The organism is Streptomyces malaysiensis subsp. samsunensis (genome assembly GCF_024519315.1).
Classification (GTDB): Bacteria; Actinomycetota; Actinomycetes; order Streptomycetales; family Streptomycetaceae; genus Streptomyces; species Streptomyces malaysiensis.
This window is the reverse complement of record NZ_JANIIC010000004.1, coordinates 1-19,778: the sequence shown is the minus strand read 5'-3', so window position 1 is coordinate 19,778 and position 19,778 is coordinate 1. Positions and strand designations below refer to the sequence as shown.

Below are 19,778 nucleotides of genomic sequence, written 5' to 3'. Positions count from 1 at the left end.
GCCCCGAAGGGGCGCGGGGCTGTGTCGATGGGCGGCTCCGCCGCGGCTGTGTCGATATGCGGCTCCGCCGCGTGGGCGACCGGCCACGACGGCGCCGCGGACGGTCGACGGCAGATCAGGGCACTTCCAGCGGAGCGCTCAGTCGGCCCGCCCCCCGTCCAGCTCGGCGGCCACGATGTCCCAGATCTGCCGGGCGACATCGGGGTTCAGCAACATCTCGCGGTGGGAGCAGTCGAGAGTGTGCTCCCGGACCTCGCCGGCGACGAAGGGATGCCACAGGTCGGCCTTCGGTTCCGCGTCGGCGGAGAGCAGCAGCAAGTCACCGGCCGTCTTCCGTGTCCGGTGTGCCAGCAGGATCTTCGTGTTGTTGCGCACGATCCGGATGTACGCCTCGTGTTCCTCTCCGGTGAGCGCCCCGGCCACCGTGTCCTCCTGCTCCACGAAGCCCGCCCGCTGCTCCGCGGTGGGGTCCCCGTCCATCGGGCTCGAGTCCAGTACGACCAGGAGCGACACCTCCTCGCCGGCATCCCTGAGCTGGGCGGCCATCTCCTGGACGACGTTCCCGCCGAAGGACCAACCGAGCAGCTGGTAGGGGCCTGTGGGCTGCACCGTACGGATCTGTGCGACGTAGTCGGCGGCCATCTGCGACAGCGAGTCGGGCAGTTCGGCCGTGCCCGTGTCCGTGCCCCGGGGCCGCAGGGCGTAGAGCGGATACCGGTCCGACACGCAGTTGGCGAGCCAGCCGTATTCCCAGCCGAGCCCCAGCACGGTGTGTGCGCAGAAGATCGGCGCCTGGTCGCCGCTCGATCGCATGGGCACCAGCACATCCGTGGTCCTGCGCTGCCCGCCCCGGGCGATCCGGTCGAGGAGGCCGACGACGGTCGGCGCCTCGAACACCGCCCGTACCGGGATCTCCGCGTCGAGGACCGCCCGGATGCGGTTGACCAGCCGCACCGCCAGCAGCGAGTGCCCGCCCAGCTCGAAGAAGCTCTGCTCGACCCCGACGGACGGCACCTCCAGCACCTGCTCGAAGATCGAGCAGAGCAGTTGCTCCCGCAGTGTGACCGGGCCGCGGCCGCCCGATCCGGGGCCGACGGAGTGGTCGGGGGCGGGGAGCGCGGCGCGGTCCAGCTTGCCGTTCGCCGTCAACGGCAGTTTCTCCAGTACGACCACCGCCGCCGGCACCATGTACTCCGGCAGCCGGCTCGCCGCGAACTCCCGCACCGCCGCCGCCAGTCGCTCGCTGTCGGCATCGGCTCCGGCGTGGGCGACGACATAGGCCAGCAGGCGCGGAGAACCGGGAGCCGCTTCCCGGACGACGACCGCCGCCTGCGCCACCTGTTCGTGCCCGGCGAGTGCCGCCTCGATCTCACCCGGCTCGATCCGGAAACCGCGGATCTTGACCTGCTCGTCGACGCGGCCGACGAACTCCAGCCGACCGGCTGCATCCCACCGGACCACATCGCCCGTGCGGTACATCCGCTCACCAGCCGGTCCGAACGGGCAGGCCACGAACCGCTCGGCGGTGAGTGCCGGACGCCCCAGATAGCCCCGGGCCAGCCCGTCGCCGGCCACGTACAACTCCCCCGCCACGCCCGGCGGCACGGGCCGGAGACCATCGTCGAGCACATAGGCCCCGATGTTCCAGATGGGCGCTCCGATCGGCACGGTCTCGCCGTCCCGCTCCGGATCGCACTCCCAGGAGGTGACGGCGACCGAGGCTTCGGTGGGCCCGTAGAGGTTGTGCAACGGCACGCCCAGCGCGGCTTGGCAGCGGTCGCGCACCGGTGCCGGCAGCACCTCCCCGATGCAGAGGACCGTCCGCAGGCTGGTGCACTTCTCCATGGCCGCGTCTTCCAGGAACGCCCGCAGCACGGAGGGAACGAGCTGAACGACCGTCACCTGTGCCCGGTTGATCAAGCCGGTCAGGTATCGGGGATCCCGGTGCTCGCCCGGTCGGGCCAGCACCATCCCGGCGCCGGTCAGCAACGGCCAGAACAGCTCCCATACCGAGGCGTCGAACCCGAACGAAGCCTTTTGCAGGATCCGGTCCGCGGTTCCCAGCTGGAACTCCTGCTGCATCCAGGCCAGTTGGTTGACCACCCCGTGGTGCGGGACGGTGACGCCCTTCGGGGTGCCGGTGGACCCGGAGGTGTACATCACATAGGCCGGATGACCGGGCCGCAGTGGCGTTGTCCGGTCGGCGTCGGTGACCTCCCGGGCATCCGCCGCGGCCACCTCCGCCCGTACCTCCGGATCGTCCAGCCTGATCCACTCCGCCACGGCTTCCGCCGGCCGGGACGGGCCGGTGGGGCGCCGGAGCCGGGAGGCGACGGCCTCCGTGCTCACCACGGCCACCGGTGAGGCGTCGGCGAGCGAGCTGTTCACGCGCTGGAACGGCTGGTCGGAGTCGATGGCCAGGTAGGCGCCGCCGGCCTTGATGACGGCCAGGATCGCCACGACCTGTTCCACGGAACGGTCCATGACCACGCCGACCGGGGCTTCCGGCCCCGCCCCGCGGGCGATCAGATACCGGGCCAGCCTGTTCGTCCGCGCGTCCAGCTCGGCGTAGGAGACCCGCTCCTCCTCGGCGAGCAGGGCGATGGCGTCGGGGGTGCGTCGGGCCTGCTGGTGGAGCAGTTCGGCGAGGGTCGCGTCCGGCACCGGATGGGCGGTGTCGTTCCATTCCTCGAGCACCCGCCGCCGTTCAGCGCCGTCGAGCAGGTCGATGCCGTGCACCGGCGTGGTGGGGTCCGCGGTGACCGCCTCCAGGACCCGTACGAGCCGGGCCGTCAGGCCCTCCACGGTGGACTGGTCGAACAGCTCGGCCGCGAACACCACCCCGCCGTCCAGGCCCGCCGGGGCACCCGTCTCGTCGAACTGCTCGTGGACCTCGATGTCCAGGTCGAACCTGGCCGACGGCAGACCGGTGGAATCCTCGGTCACCCGCACGTCGGGCAGTTGCGGCACCGACCGAGGGTTGTTCTGCACGGCGAGCAGGACCTGGAACAGCGGGTGCCTGGCCATCGAACGGGCCGGTGCCAGCTCTTCCACGAGCCGCTCGAAGGGCACGTCCTGGTGCTCGAACGCCTCCAGGCCGGCGGCACGCACCCGGTGGAGCAGTTCCACGAAGTCCGGGTCGCCCGACAGGTCGGTCCGCATCACCACGGTGTTGGAGAAGAATCCGACCAGCTTGTCCAGGCCCTGGTCCATCCGCCCGGCCACCGGGCTGCCGATCACGATGTCCCGCCCGGCGCCGCTCTTCGACAGCAGCACCGAGACCGCCGCGTGGAGCAGCATGAACATCGTCACGCCCTGGCCGAGCGTCAGTTCGGCCAGTCGCGCGTGCAGTCGCGCCGGTATCCGCAGCGGAACCCATCCGGCCCGGCGGCCGGCCACGGCCGGCCGCGCCCGGTCCACCGGAAGGGCCAGCTCCTCGGGTGCCCCTCCGAGCTGGGCCTTCCAGTAGGCCACCTGTCGGGCGAGCACACTGTCCGGGTGATCCATGTCCCCCAGCAGGTCCCGCTGCCACAGTGTGTAGTCGGCATACTGCATCGGCAGCGGCTCCCAGCCCGGCTCGTACCCCGCGCACCGCGCCGCGTACGCCTCCGACAGATCCCGCCACAGGGGACCCATGGACCATCCGTCACCCGCGATGTGATGGACGACCAACGAGAGCGCCCATTCCTCGCCGCCGGGTGACTCACCGTCCATGAGGCGGAACAGGTCGGCCTTCACGGGCAGTTCGGCGGCGAGGTCGAAGGCGTGGGCGGCCAGCTCGCTGCGGCGCTCCGCCAGCTCCGCCGCCATGATGGTGGTCGTCGGCAGGTCGACGGTCACCTCTTCGGCGGGGTGGACGAGCTGGGACGGCTGATCGCCCACCAGGGGGAAGGTGGTCCGCAGGCTCTCGTGCCGGGCCACCACATCGGCCAGGGCCGCCCGCAGGGCCGCGGTGTCCAACCGCCCGGACAGCCGCAGCAGCAGGCAGATGTTGTAGAGGTGGTTGGGGCCCTCCAGACGGTCCAGGAACCACAGGCGGCTCTGCCCGTAGGACACCGGCAGCACGGCGGGCCGGGGCATGGGCACCACCGGCGGCCGTACCGGGCCGACGGCCTGCGCCAGCTTCCGGGCGAGTCCGGCCACGGTCGGCGCCTCGAACACCGCCCGTACGGACGTCTCCACCCCGAGGACGGCCCGGATGCGGCTGACCAGCCGCACCGCGAGCAGAGAGTGCCCGCCCAGGGCGAAGAAGTCGTCGTCGGGACCCACGCGCGGCACGCCGAGCACATAGGCGAAGACGGTGCACAGGAGTTCCTCCCGCGGGGAGGCCGGGGCACGTCCGGGGCCGGTCGCGGACAGGGGTTCGGGTTCCGGCAGACCGGCGCGGTCCACCTTGCCGTTCGCGGTCAGGGGCAGCCGGTCGAGCACCGTCACATAGGACGGCACCAGATGTTTCGGCAGCCGCTCGGCCACGAACTCCCGCAACCTGGAAGCCAGTTCGGCACCGTCGGTGCCGTCGGCGGGCACCACGTACGCCGCCAGGCGCTTGTCCCCCGGGCCGTACTCGCGGACGGTGACCACGGCCTGGGTCACGTCGGCGTGCGCGGACACGACGGCCTCCACCTCGCCGGGTTCGACGCGGAATCCGCCGATCTTGGCCTGGTCGTCGACGCGGCCGACGAACTCCAGCACCCCGTCGGCCCGCCACCGCACCAGGTCGCCGGTGCGGTACATACGGGCGCCCGCGCCCTCGAACGGGCAGGCGACGAAGCGTTCGGCGGTCAGTCCGGGGCGTCCGGCGTAGCCGCGGGCGAGTCCGTCACCGGCGATGTACAGCTCACCGGGCACACCGACGGGAGCCGGGCGCAGGGCGCTGTCGAGGACATAGCCGCGGGTTCGGGCCAGGGCACGGCCGATGGGGATGTCCCGGCCGCTGTCGACGTCCGCGCGGCTGACGGGGTGGCTATGGGTGTAGGTGGTGCTTTCGGTGGGGCCGTAGCCATTGATCAGGACGGTGTCGGGCAGCGCGTCGAGCAGGGCGCGGCAGTGCTCGACGGAGAGCACATCGCCGCCGGTCAGCAGGGAGCGCACGCCGCTCAGCGCGTCGACGTCGAGGTCGACGACCTGGTGCAGCAGTCCGGTGGGCAGCACGGCGACGGTGACGCGGTGCGCGGCCAGGAAGGTGCGCAGGGAGGCGGCGGACGGCGTCCCGGCGGGTGCGACGGCGAGAGTGGCGCCGTTGAGCAGGGTGATCCAGATCTCGAAGGTGGTGCAGTCGAACGACACGGACGCCATGTGCGCCACCACGTCCCCGGCCCGGACGTCCGCGTAGTCGGCGGGGCGGACCAGCCGGTCTATGGCGCGGTGGGTGACGGCGACACCCTTGGGGGTGCCGGTGGAGCCGGAGGTGTAGACGGTGTAGGCGGCCGCGTCGAGGTGCGGGAGCGGAGCCGGGGGCGTGGCGTCCTCGGCGTGCACGGCGGCTCGCGTGGCCGGGTCGTCCAGGACGAGACGGACCGGCACGGCGCTCGTCGCGGGCAGCCGGGCCGCGACGTCGGTGGTGGTGAGGAGGGCGACCGGGCCGGTGTCCCGGAGCATCAACTCGACGCGGGCGGCCGGGTATCCGGTGTCCACGGGAAGATAGGCGCCGCCCGTCTTCAGGACGGCGAGGAGGGCGGTGACCATCTGCGGTGAGCGGTCCATGACGACGGCGACGTACTTCTCCGGCCCGGCGCCGTGGCGCACGAGATACCGGGCGAGCCGGTCGGAGGCGGCGTCGAGTTCGGCATACGTCATACGGGTGCCGTCGGCGACCAGGGCGGGAGCGTCCGGGGTGCGGGCGGCCTGCGCGCGGAACCGGGCGGGCACGGTCGCGGCCGGTTCGGACCGGTCGGTGGCGTTCCACTCGGTGAGGACGCGGTGCCGTTCGGTGGCGTCCAGGGGGTCGATGTCGCGAACCCGCAGCCGCGGGTCCGCGGCGACGACGCGCAGTACGTGCAGCAGCCGGGCGGCCAGGGTCTCGGCGGTGGCGCGGTCGAAGAGGTCGGCGGCGTAGGTGAGGCCGCCGTCGACACCGGCGGGCCGGCCCTCGTCGTCGAACCGTTCGACGGCCTGGAAGTCGAGGTCGAACTTGGCCCCGGGCACATCGGTGGGAACGCCCTCGACGTGCAGGCCCGGCAGGTCGATGGTGGCGGTGGGCACGTTCTGCACGGCCAGCATGACCTGGAAGAGGGGGTGGCGGGCCATGGACCGGGCCGGTGCCAGTTCCTCCACCAGCCGCTCGAACGGCACTTCCTGGTGGACCAGCGCGCCCAGCGCCGACCTCCGTACCCGGCCGAGGACCTCGGCGAAGGTGGGGTCGCCGGACAGGTCGGTGCGCAGCACCAGGGTGTTGACGAAGAAGCCGACCAGGTCGTCGGCGGCCTCGTCGGTGCGGCCGGCGACCGGGCTGCCGAGCGGGATGTCCTCGCCCGCGCCGAGCCGGGACAGCAGGACGGCGACGGCCGCCTGCCACACCATGTGCATGGTGACGCCCTGCGCGGCGGCCAATTCGGCCAGCGCACGGTGCAACTCGTCCGTCGCCCGCAGCGGCACCCAGCCGCCCTCGCGGCTCGCGACCGCGGGCCGGGGCCGGTCGGTGGGCAGCTCCAGCTCCTCCGGGATGCCGCGCAGCGCGTCCTTCCAGAAGGCGACCTGGCCGTTGAGGGGGCTGTCCGGGTCGTCGGAATCGCCGAGGAGTTCGCGCTGCCACAGGGTGTGGTCGGCGTACTGCACCGGCAGCGGTTCCCAGCGCGGTGCGCTCCCGGCGCGGCGGGCGGTGTAGGCGGTGGACAGGTCGCGCAGCAGCGGGGCCATGGACCAGCCGTCGGCGGCGATGTGGTGGGTGACGAGGACCAGCACGGCCTCGGCCACTTCAGCCGGTACGGCTCCCTCCGCCGATTCCGCCACGTCGCCGACGGGCGGCCCGCCGAGGTCGAACAGGGTCGCCCGCACGGGAAGTTCCCCGGCGAGGTCGAAGACGTGGCCGGCCGCCTGGGCGATCCGCGCGTCGAGCGCGGCGCGGGAGACGGGCACGACGTCCAGGTGCGGACGGGCCTCGTCGGCGGGTACGACGTCCTGGTGGGGCCGGCCGTCCTGCTGCGGGAAGCGGGTGCGCAGGCTCTCGTGCCGGGCCACCACGTCGGCCAGGGCGGCGCGCAGCGCGCCGATGTCGAGGAGGCCGGTCAGCCGCAGCACAAGAGGGATGTTGTAGAGCGCGCTGGCGCCTTCGAGGCGATCCACGAACCACAGGCGGCGCTGGGCGTACGACAGCGGCAGCCGCTCCGGCCGCGGCCGGGGCGTGAGGGCGGGCCGGGCCGGGAGGGCGCCGGTCGCGTCGATCGCCGCGGCCAGTCCGGCGACGCTGGGCGTCTCGAAGACGGCCTGCACGGGGATCTCCGCGCCGAGCACGACGCGGACGCGGCTGACGAGGCGTACGGCGAGCAGCGAGTGCCCGCCGAGCGCGAAGAAGTCGTCGTCCACACCCACCCGGGGCACGCCCAGCACATGGGCGAAGACGGAGCAGAGCAGCTCCTCGCGCAGCGACGGCGGGCGGAGCAACGCACCGGCGGCGACCGTCTCGGGGGCGGGCAGGGCGGCCCGGTCCACCTTGCCGTTGCCGGTCAGCGGCAGCCGGTCCAGGGTGACCACGGCGCTCGGCACCAGGTAGTCCGGCAGCCGGGCGGCGACATGGTCGCGGAGCGCGTCGCCCGATTCAGCGGCGTCGGCCGCCGGTACCACGTACGCCACCAGGCGTTTGTCGCCCGGAGTGTCCTCCCGGACGGCGACCACCGCCTGGCCCACGGCCGGGTGCGCGGCGAGCAGTGACTCGGCCTCCGCGGGCTCCACCCGGAACCCGCGTATCTTCACCTGGTCGTCGACGCGACCGACGAACTCCAGCACCCCGTCGGTCCGCCACCGCACCACGTCGCCGGTGCGGTACATGCGTTCGCCGACCCCGTCGAACGGGCAGGCCACGAAGCGTTCCGCGGTGAGCCCGGCGCGGCCGACGTAGCCGCGAGCCAGACCGGCCCCGGCGATGTACAGCTCTCCGGCGACTCCCGCCGGGACCGGGTCCAGGGCGTTGTCCAGGACGTACATCCGGGTGTTGTCCATGGGCCGGCCGATGGGGACGCTCTGGCCGATCCCCTCGGGGTCGGTCAGCGGAATCTGGGTGCCGATGACGGTGACCTCGGTGGGGCCGTAGCTGCTGCGGACGACGATCCCGGGGACCGCCTCGAGGATCTGCCGTACGGCGGCCTTGGGGACGACGTCGGCGCCGGTGAGCACGTCGGACACGCCGGCGAAGGCGGACGGGTCCTCCTCCGCGATGACGCGGAACAGACCCGCCGTCATATGTACGTGCGTCAGCCCGTACTGGGCGACGAGGGACCGCAGCCGGGCGGCGTCGAGGCGGCCGGGCGGGGCGATGACGAGTTCGCCGCTGGTGAGCAGCCGCACCCACAGCTCCACGGTGGAGCCGTCGAAGGTGTGCGGTGCGGCGAACAGGCCGCGGGCGGTGCCGGGGAACTGCCAGCAGCGGTCGCCGGCGAGGTCGACGATGTCCCGGTGGGTGGTCGCGATGCCCTTCGGTTCGCCGGTGGAGCCGGAGGTGAACATGATGTAGGCGAGCTGGTCGGGAAGGCTGCGCCCGGTGACCGCGGTGGCCGGCCGGTCCGCCCAGGCGGTGCCGCCGTCGTCGGCGACGACCACGGTGGCGACGTCGTCGCGCACGTCGTCGGCGTACCTGCCGTCGGCCAGGCACACGCCGACCCCGGCGCGGGAGAGCACCTCGGCGATCCGGGGGGCGGGCTGGTCCGGGGCGACGGTGACGTAGGCGCCGCCGGCCTTGAGGATCGCGAGCAGAGCGGTGACGAGGTCGGTCGAGCGGTCCATGACCACGCCGACCGGGGTCTCGGGGGCGACGCCGAGGTCGACGAGGTGGTGGGCGAGCCGGTTGGAGCGGGTGTCCAGTTCGCCGTAGGTGAGCTGTTCAGTGCCGGAGGTGAGGGCGACGGCCTTCGGGGCCCGGGAGGCGCGGATGGTGAACAGTTCCGGGACGGTGAGCGCCAGGGTGTCGCTGCGGGTGGCGTTCCACTCGGTGAGGAGGCGCCGCCGTTCGGTGTGGTCGAGGAGGTCGACGCGGGCGACGGGCTGGTGAGGGGCCGTGGTGACGGCGTCCAGGACGCGCAGCAGGCGCGCGACAAGGGTCTCGGCGGTGCCGGGGTCGAAGAGGTCGGTGGCGTAGGTGAGGCCGCCGAGCATTCCGTCCGGTTCACCGGCGTCGTCGAAGAGCTCGATGACCTGGAAGTCGAGATCGAACTTGGCCAGGGTGGGCGGGCCCGGACGGGCGTCCACCTCGAGGCCGGGCAGCACCACGTCGCTCTGCGGGATGTTCTGCACGGCCAGTATCACCTGGAAGAGAGGGTGGCGGTCGGTGTAGCGGGTGGGGGCGAGTTCCTCCACGAGGCGGTCGAAGGGGATGTCCTGGTGTTCCAGGGCGCCGAGCGCGGCCTGCCGCACCCGGGCCAGCACCTCGGTGAAGTCCGGGTCGCCGGACAGGTCGGTGCGCAGCACGACGGTGTTGACGAAGAACCCCACCAGGTCCTCCACCGCCTCATCCGTACGGCCGGCCACCGGACTGCCCAGTGGAATGTCCTCCCCCGCACCGAGCCGGGACAGCAGCACGGCCATGGCCGCCTGCCACACCATGAACATCGTCACGCCCTCGGCCCGCGCCAACTCCACCAGCCGCCCGTGCAGTTCGTTGGGTACGGCGATGTCCGCCCAGCCGGCGCCGCGTCCGGTGTCCGCGGTACGGGGGCGGTCGAGCGGGAGCGTGAGTTCCTGGGGGGCGCCGTCGAGTGCGGCCCGCCAGTACTCGACCTGCCCGCGCAGCAGGCTGTCGGGGTCGTCGGAGTCGCCGAGGAGGTCGCGCTGCCACAGCGCGTAGTCGGCGTACTGCACCGGCAGCGGCTCCCACACCGGCGCCCGACCCCCACACCGCGCCGCATACGCCGCCGACAGATCCCGCCACAACGGACCCATCGACCACCCGTCACCCGCGATGTGATGCACCACCAGCACAAGAACGGAACTCTCCGGCCCATGGGTGAACAGGGCCGCCCGAAGAGGAAGTTCAACAGCCAGATCGAAGACGTACCCCGACACCTCCGCGATCCGCGCCTCCAACTCCGCCGGATCCACTTCCGTCTCCGGCAGATCCACCACGGCCTCATCAGCGGGCACGATCTCCTGGTACGGCTCGCCGTCCACCTCCGGGAACCGGGTACGCAGCGTCTCATGCCTGGCCAGCACATCCCCGAAGGCCCTACGCAGCGCACCGACATCGACACGCCCGGCCAACCGCAACACCAGCGGAATGTTGTACAGCGCGCTGGCACCCTCCATGCGGTCCACGAACCACAGGCGGCGCTGCGCGAACGACAACGGCAACCGCCCCGGCCGCACCCCCGCCGTCAGCTCCGGACGCACGGGGGTACCGCCCGACCCGGCCAGCCGAGCCGCCAGCCCCGCCACGGTCGGCGCCTCGAACAGGGTGCGGACGCGAAGTTCGACACCGAGGACGGCGCGGATCCGGCTGGCCAGGCGCACCGCTTGGAGCGAGTGCCCGCCGAGCGCGAAGAAGTCGTCGTCCACACCCACCCGGTCCACGCCGAGGACCTGCGCGAACACCGAGCACAGCAGCTCCTCGCGCAGACTCACCGGGCGCCGCGCGGGCACCCCGGCGGCGGTGTCGTCGGCGGTGTGGCCGGGCTCCGGGTCGAGCGGGTGCAACCGGCCTTCGCGGTCCCAGCGGGCGCGGCTGCCGGTGGGTCGCATGAGGCTCCCGTCGTCCGTGAACGGGCAGGGTACGGAGGCGTCATCGTCCCGGGCCGCGCCGTCGAGGACGTAGACGTCGCCGGGTACGCCCGGAGCCACGGGGGCGAGGTGGGCGTCCAGGACGTAGACGCGGGCGTCGGGGCCCGCGTAGTGCGACTGCCGGCCGGGCCACTCCGCCACGACGTGCCGCCGTTCGGCCGGTTCGAGGACGTCGACCGTGTGCACGGTGCGGCCGGGGTCCCGTGTCATGTCGTCGAGGACGCGCAGCAGGCGCGCGACAAGGGTCTCGGCGGTGCCGGGGTCGAAGAGGTCGGTGGCGTAGATGAGCGCGCCCGCCATGCCCGCGGGCCGGCCCCCGGCGTCGAAGCTCTCCGCGATCTGGAGGTCCAGGTCGAACTTGGCGTCGCTGGTGCCGTACGGGAGCGGTTCGACGTCGGCGCCGGTCAGTTCGGGGGCGGTGAGCAGGGTGGACCGCACCTCCAGGACGACCTGGAAGAGGGGGTGGCGGCCCATGGAACGGGTCGGTGCCAGCTCCTCGACCAGCCGTTCGAAGGGGATGTCCTGGTGTTCCAGGGCGCCGAGCGCGGCCTGCCGCACCCGGGCCAGCACCTCGGTGAAGTCCGGGTCGCCGGACAGGTCGGTGCGCAGCACCAGGGTGTTGACGAAGAAGCCGACGAGGTCCTCGGCGGCCCCGTCGGTACGGCCCGCCACCGGGCTGCCCAGCGGAATGTCCTCTCCCGCACCGAGCCGGGACAGCAGGACGGCGACGGCCGCCTGCCACACCATGAACATCGTCACGCCCTCGGCCCGCGCCAACTCCGTCAGCCGCCCGTGCAGTTCGGCGGGTATGTGCAGCGGCACCAGGTCACCGGCATGGCTCTCCACGTCCGGTCGGGGCCGGTCGGTGGGCAAGGCGAGTTCCTGGGGGGCGCCGGCCAGTGCCGCGCGCCAGTAGGCGAGCTGGCCGGAGAGGAGGCTGTCGGGGTCGTCGGGATCGCCGAGGAGGTCGCGCTGCCACAGCGCGTAGTCGGCATACTGCACCGGCAGCGGCTCCCACACCGGCGCCCGACCCCCACACCGCGCCGCATACGCCGCCGACAAATCCCGCCACAACGGACCCATCGACCACCCGTCACCCGCGATGTGATGCACCACCAGCACAAGAACGGAACTCTCCGGCCCATGGGCGAACAGGGCCGCCCGAAGAGGAAGTTCAACAGCCAGATCGAAGACGTACCCCGACACCTCCGCGATCCGCGCCTCGAGCTCGCCGTCGTCCACCGGGATCACCGGCAGTTCGACCGGGGCCCCCGCCACAGGCACGATCTCCTGGTACGGCTCGCCGTCCACCTCCGGGAACCGGGTACGCAGCGTCTCATGCCTGGCCAGCACATCCCCGAAGGCCCTACGCAGCGCACCGACATCGACACGCCCGGCCAACCGCAACACCAGCGGAATGTTGTACAGCGCGCTGGCACCCTCCATGCGGTCCACGAACCACAGGCGGCGCTGCGCGAACGACAACGGCAACCGCCCCGGCCGCACCCCCGCCGTCAGCTCCGGACGTACGGGGGTACCGCCCGACCCGGCCAGCCGGGCGGCGAGCAGGGCGACCGTGGGCAACTCGAAGACGGCCTGCACGGGGATCTCCACGCCGAGGACGGTGCGGATCCGGCTGACGAGGCGGACGGCGAGCAGGGAGTGCCCGCCGAGCGCGAAGAAGTCGTCGTCGACACCCACCCGAGGCACGTCGAGGACCTGGGCGAACACCGAGCACAGCAGTTCCTCGCGCGGGCCCGCCGGACGGGTGGCGGGACCGGCGCCGTGCTCGGGCGAGGGCAGAGCGGCGCGGTCGAGCTTGCCGTTGACCGACAGCGGCAGCCGGTCGAGGACGACGAAGGCGGACGGCACCAGGTGGGCGGGCAGCCGGGACGCGAGATGGCCGCGCAGGGCGGCGGGCAGGTCCGGGCCGGCGGGCCCGGCGGGGACGATGTATGCGGTGAGCCGTTTGTCGCCGGGGGTGTCCTCGCGGACGACGACCGCCGCCTGGGCGACTCGTACGTGGTCGGCGAGGTGGGCCTCGATCTCGCCCGGCTCGATGCGGAAGCCACGGATCTTGACCTGGTCATCGGATCGGCCGACGTACAGCAGACGGCCTTCGGGGGTGCGGCGGACGGTGTCGCCGGTGCGGTACATGCGCGTGCCCGGAAGCCCGAACGGGTCGGCGACGAATCGCTCCGCGGTGAGGCTGTGCCGGTCGAGGTAGCCGCGGGCGACCCCGCTTCCGGCCACGTACAGGTCGCCGTCCACGCCGTCCGGTACGGGATGCAGATGGGCGTCGAGGACGTAGAGGAGCACGCCGGGCAGCGGGCGGCCGATGGTGGGGGCGTCGCCGGGGCGCAGCGGTCCGTCCGCGGCGGCGATGACGGTGATCTCCGTCGGCCCGTACGCGTTGCCGAACCAGTGGTCGGCGCCCCACCGGTCGACGAGTGCGGAGCCCAGGGCCTCACCGGCCACGAGCAGGGTCCGTACGCAGGCCAGCCGGTGCGGCTCCGCGACCATGCCGAGGACGGTGGGCGGGAGTTGCAGATGGGTGACGCCGTGCCGGGCGACCGTCTCCTCCAGACCGGCGCCGGGCAGGAGTTCGGCGGCGGGGGCGACGACGAGGCAGGCGCCGGCGGCGAAGGCCGTCATGATCTCCCAGGTCGCGACATCGAAGCCGATCGAGGCGAACTGGAGGAGCCGGCCGCCGGGCTCCAGGTGCGGCCACCGGAAGGCGAGCAGGTTCACGGCGCCGGCGTGCGGGACCACGACGCCCTTGGGGGTGCCGGTGGAGCCGGAGGTGTAGATGACGTACGCCGGGTGGTCGGGGCGCAGCGGGGTGGTCCGGTCGGCCTGGGCGAGGGGGTGGCCGGGGAGGGCGGCGACGGCGGCCTGGACGGCGGGGGCGTCGACGACGATCGGGGCCGGTCCGGGCAGCGGGGTGGCCGCCGCGGCCGCGGTGGCGGTGAGGATGGCCACCGGGGCGGCGTCGGCGCACAGGTGGGCGATGCGTTCGGCGGGCTGGTCGGGGTCGATCGGCACGTAGGCGGCGCCGGACTTCAGCACCGCCAGGAGCGCGGTGATCAGGTCGGGTGAGCGGTCCATCAGAAGCACGACCCGGCCTTCGGGTCCGACGCCGTGGCCGACCAGGTGGCGGGCCAGCCGGTTGGCGCGCTCGTCGAGTTCGGCGTAGCCGAGGCGTTCGGCGCCGAAGGCGAGGGCGTCGGCTCCGGGGGTGGCGGCGGCCCGGTCGGCGAACACGTCGGCGAGGGTGGTGGCGGGGTGGTCGGAGTGGCCGGTGTCGGAGTGGCCGGTGTCGGAGTGGCCCGTGTCGGGATGGCTCGTGTCGGGATGGCCCGTGTCGGGATGGCTCGTGTCGGGATGGCCCGTGTCGGGATGGCTCGTGTCGGGATGGCCCGTGTCGTTCAACTCGACGAGGATGCGGTGCCGTTCGCCGGGCGGCAGCACGTCGATGTGGGCGAGCGGGCTGTGCGGGGCCCGTTCGAGGGCGGTCACGACGTGGTCGGTGGTGGCGAGCAGCAGTCCGGTGACGGCGTCGGGGTCGATCCCCGCGGCGGCCTGCACGACGTACGCGATCTCCTGGCCGTGGCCGTGGTCGTCTACGGAGACGAGCAGCGGGTAGTTGGTGCGTTCCCGGAAGGCGAGCACGTCGGCGCCGGCGGGGAGGACGGTCTCGGGGTCGCCGGAGAAGTTGTGCCGGTAGTTGAGAACGGCGGTGAACAGCGGGGCCGGCACGCGGACGCCGCTGGCACGCTGGGCGGCGGCGAGCGAGGCGTGTTCATGCACCATCAGGTCGGCCAGCTGGGTGTGCATGGCGCGCACCGCGTCGGCCACGCCGGTGCCGCCGGTTCGGGCCCGCACCGGAAGGGTGTTGATGAACATGCCCGGAACCCGGTCGGCGCCGCCGCCGGCCTGCATACGGCCGAAGAGGAGGGTGCCGAACACGACGTCGTCGCGGCCTGCGAGCGCGGCCAGTACCCGGGCCCAGACGACGTGCAGGACGGTGGCGGCACCGACTCCGGCGCGGCGGGCCTGTTCGCGCAACCGGGCGGTGACGAGCGGGTCCAGGACGGTTCGGCGCTCGGTGACGTCGCGGCCGTCGCCGCGGACCTGGAGCACCCCGAAGGGGGCGGTCGGCTCGGTGACGTCGCCGAGCACGCGCGCGAAGTACGCGTCGTGTTCCTCGGCGGGCGTGCCGAGCAGGGCCTGGCCGACGAAGGTGCGGTAGGGCAGCGGGGCGGGCAGGTCGTCGCCGCGGCCGGCGAGGAGAGCGGTGACCTCGCGGAGGACCAGTTCGAGGGTGGTGTGGTCCTGGGTGATGTGGTGCATGCGGACGACCAGCAGCCAGCGGTCGGTGCCGGGTTCGGCGGCTGTACGGATGTCCATCAGAGGGGCGCGGCGCAGGTCCATCGGGTCGTCGGCGCGGGCCAGGAGCCGTTCGACGAGTTCGGCGTCGTCGGCCGGGGCGCCGGGGGTGTCGGGGCCGAGATCGACCTCGGTGACGGGCAGCTCGACGTGCCGGTGCACGACCTGCACGGGATGCGGGAGCCCTGCCCAGGCGAGGCCGGTGCGCAGCACCTGGTGCCGCTCGATGACGCGTGGCCAGGCGTCGAGGAAGGCGTCCAGCAGCGTCCGGGTGTCGAACCGCATGACGTACCGCACGATGTACGGGTCACCCGCGTCGGTGCCGCTCTCGGTGTGCAGCCGGTGGTGGAAGAACAATCCTTCCTGGAGCGGGCCGAGCCGGTAGACGTCGGCCACGTTGGCGGCGCCGCCGGGGACGGCGGCCGTGACGGTGTCCAGTTCGGCGGCGGTGAGCCCGGCCAGCGGCACCATGTCCGGGGTGATCCGGGTGGCGCCGGACGGTACGGTGCCCTCCGGGATCTCGACGGGCTCGTGGCCGGCGACGGCGGCGAGCCGGGCCGGCGTGGCCGCGGTGAACAGGGTCCGGATGTCGACCAGCACGCCGCGGTCGCGCAGGTGCTCGACGAGTTGCACGGCGAGCAGGGAGTGCCCGCCGAGAGCGAAGAAGTCGTCATCGACACCCACCCGGTCCACGCCCAGGACGGCTGCGAAGACGGCGCAGAGGATTTCCTCGCGGACGGTGGCGGGGCCACGGCCCTCGGCGGGGCCGGGGGTATGGGCGGGCGCGGGCAGGGCGGCCCGGTCGAGTTTGCCGTTGAGGGTGAGCGGCAGCCGTTCCAGCGGAACGACGGCCGCGGGCACCAGGTGGGCGGGCAGCAGTTCGGCGACGGCGGCGCGGACCAGCTGGGCCAGCGCGGTACCGCTCTCCCCGGTGGCGTCGGCGGGACGACGGGGTACGACATAGGCGGTCAGCCGCCGGTCGCCGGGGGTGTCCTCGCGGACCACGACCGCGGCGTGCGCGACGCGTTCATGGGCGAGCAGGGCGGCCTCGACCTCGCCGGGTTCGATGCGGAAGCCTCGGATCTTGACCTGGTCGTCGGATCGGCCCAGGTACTCCAGGGTGCCGTCGGGCGTCCACCGGGCGATGTCCCCGGTGCGGTACATGCGGGCGCCGGCGGGCTCGAAGGGGCAGGCGACGAAGCGGTCCGCGGTCAGGGCGGGCCGGTTCAGGTAGCCGCGGGCGACGCCGGAGCCGGTGACGTACATCTCGCCTGGTACGCCGGGCGGTACGGGGCGCAGATGGGCGTCGAGGACATGCACGCGGGTGTTGTCCAGGGGCCGGCCGATCGGGCTCGCGCCGTGCGGGCCGGGGCCCGCACCGGTGTCGAGGGTGAGGTGGGTGACATGCACGGTGGTCTCGGTGATGCCGTACATGTTCACCAGCAGCGGAGCGCCGGGGTCATGGCGGGCGTACCAGTCGGCGAGCCGGGCGGTGTCCAGTGCCTCGCCGCCGAAGACGACGAGCCGCAGCCGGGCGCCGAGGCCGGTGCCGGGTTCCTGGGCGTCGGCGTGTGCCAGCTGGTGGAAGGCGGCGGGGGTCTGGCTGAGGACGGTGACGTCTTCACGGACGAGGAGGCGCAGGAACTCCCGCGGGGAGCGGGAGGTTTCGTGGTCGACGACGACGAGCCGGCCGCCGGTCAGCAGGGCGCCCCACAGTTCCCACACCGAGAAGTCGAAGGCGTGGGAGTGGAACCAGGTCCACACGTCCCGGCCGTCGAATCCGTACCGTTCGCGGGCGGTCCGCAGCAGGTCGGTGACCTGGGCGTGGGCGACGACGACGCCCTTCGGGGAGCCGGTGGAGCCGGAGGTGTGGATGACGTACGCCGGGTGGTCGGGCAGCAGCGGGGCGGAGCGCTCCTCCTGGGCGAGCGGGTCCGGGGCACGGGCGGCGACGGCGGCGCGGACGGCCGGGCGGTCGAGCAGGACGCGGGGGATGTCCACGTCTTCGGGGAGGCGTCCTGCGAGGCCGGTGGTGGTGAGCAGCACCGCGGGGGTGGCGTCGGTGAGGAGGGTGGCGATCCGGCCGGCCGGATACGCGGGGTCGACGGGCAGGTAGGCGCCGCCCGCCTTCATGACCGCCAGCAGCGCGGTGACGAGGTCGGGGGTGCGCTCCATGGCAACGGCGACCCGGGTCTCGGGGCCGACGCCCTGCGCGATCAGATGGCGGGCGAGCCGGTTGGCGGCGGCGTCGAGTTCGGCGTACGTGAGGCTCGCGCCGTCCGCGGTGACGGCGACCACGTCGGGGCGGGCGGCGGCCTGCTCGGCGAAGAGGTCGGGGAGGGTTGTCCCGGGCAGGGCTCGGGTGGGGCCGGTGGCCGCTTGGCGGAGCACGCGGTGTTCGGCCGGGTCGAGGACGTCGACGGCGTGCAGCCGGGTACCGGGGTCGACGGCGACGGTGTGCAGCACGCGCAGCAGGCGGGCGGCGAACGACTCCACGGTCGTGTGGTCGAACAGGTCGGCGGAGTAGGTGATCTCGACGTCCTGCCCGGCGGGCCCGCCCCGCGCGTCGCGGCGTTCCAGGACCTGGAAGTCGAGGTCGAACTTGGCGAGCGGCAGCTCGGCGGCGTGCGCGGTGGCCGTCAGACCGGGCAGCTCGACGGTGGCCTCGGGGGGCTTGTGGAGGGTCAGGTTGATCTGGAACAGAGGGTGGCGGGTCAGGGACCGGTTCGGGGCCAGCTCCGCCACAAGCCGTTCGAAGGGCACGTCCTGGTGTTCCAGGGCCGCTACGGTGGCCTGCCGGACCCGGCCCACGACCTCGGTGAACGCGGGGTCGCCGCTCAGGTCGGTGCGCAGGACGAGGGTGTTGACGAAGAACCCGACGAGGTCCTCCAGATCGACCTCGTCGCGTCCGGCGACGGGGGTGCCGACGGGGATGTCCTCGCCGGCGCCGAGCTTGGACAGCAGGACGGCGATCGCGGCCTGCCACACCATGAAGAGGGTCGCGCCCTCGGCGCGCGCCAGCTCCGCGAGCCGTACATGGAGACCGGCCGGCACATCGAGGCGTACGGTGCCGCCGGCGCGCGCCGAAGTGGTGGGGCGGGGCCGGTCGGTGGGCAGGGAGAGTTCTTCGGGGGCGCCGGCCAGGGCCGTGCGCCAGTGGGCGAGCTGGGTGGCCAGCACGCTGCCGGGGGTGTCGGCGTCGCCGAGGAGTTTGCGCTGCCAGAGGGTGTAGTCGGCGTACTGCACGGGCAGCGGTTCCCAGCGCGGTGCGCTCCCGGCGACGCGCGCGGTGTAGGCGGCGGACAGGTCCCGCCACAGCGGGGCCACCGACCAGCCGTCGGCGGCGATGTGGTGCAGCACCAGCACGAGGACGGACTCCTCGTCGCCGACGGTCAGCAACCGCGCGTGGCACGGGAGGTCATGGGCCAGGTCGAAGACGTGGCGGGCGGCGCGGGCGATCTCCGCATCCAGCCGGTCCGGGGGCACGGGGGTGACGGTCAACGGGTCGCCGATGCCGTCGGGGGGCACGATCTCCTGGACGGGCTCGCCGTCGTGCTGCGGAAACCGGGTGCGCAGGCTCTCGTGCCGGGTGAGCACATCGGTCAGCGCCGCCCGCAGCGCGGCCACGTCGAGCCGGCCCGACAGCCGGAGGACGAGCGGAACGTTGTAGAGGGCGCCGGCCCCCTCCAGACGGTCCAGGAACCACAGCCGACGCTGCGCGTACGACGCAGGAATCACGTGCACTCCTTAGTGCAGTGCGGGCACATCCGTCTGTGCGAGCGCATCCGGTGAGGGACGGACAACGGGTGTCCGGGCGGAACGCGGGGCGATCGCCGGTCCGGTCCGCGGCGGTAGGCCCGGCCGACGTGTCCGGCTCCACTCCGACGGTTGTGATCGTGCTGGGCCACGCGGGTGGCGGCATCGGTGGGAGCCACAGTTACGGGCCGCCCGCGCGACGCGCCCGGTGCCGACGGCACTCCGGGTACCCGTGTGGAGCGTGCCGCCCAGGGCCGCGGCGACCGTAACGGCGGGGGTCGCGGATGCCCGTCCGCGCGGGGCGCCGAATCATTGCGCTGGACAGATCGGGTGCCGGGCGCGGGCCGCCCGGCGGGCAGAACCGCGTCGGCGGACGGTTGGCGACGCGGAGCGGCCCGGCGCGCACCGCCCTCCTTCGAGACATACGCCCTTCGCACCTTCGGGAGTGACGCATGAACAGGACCGACTCCGCCGAGACCGCCGCGGATCTCGCCGCCGAGGCGGCGCTCTTGGAGATCGCAGAGGAGCTTGGGCTGTCCGACCTACTGGACCGTGCCGAACCGTTCACCCTGCGGCAGGCCACCGATCTCGCGGCGGTGCCCGCACCGGGCGCGGCGGCGTATCTGGGTGCCCTGGTCTCGGCGGGCCTGGTCGAACAGGCGGCGCAGGACGGGCCGGACACGCCCCGCGCCGATCTTGCCGACCGCCGCTCC

1 protein-coding gene and 1 pseudogene are annotated in these 19,778 nt (G+C 73.3%); one reads left to right on the top strand and one right to left on the bottom strand.

The window, feature by feature from the left end; all coding sequences use genetic code 11:
- Positions 1-138: 138 nt before the first annotated feature.
- Positions 139-19,047 (bottom strand): non-ribosomal peptide synthase/polyketide synthase, encoded by an 18,909-nt coding sequence (locus NQU54_RS04450; protein ID WP_257629856.1) that lies wholly within the window; start codon positions 19,045-19,047, stop codon positions 139-141.
- 470 nt (positions 19,048-19,517) lie between these two features.
- Here NQU54_RS04450 and NQU54_RS04445 point away from each other — a divergent pair.
- Positions 19,518-19,778 (top strand): annotated as a pseudogene (locus tag NQU54_RS04445) (hypothetical protein); the annotation flags it as partial.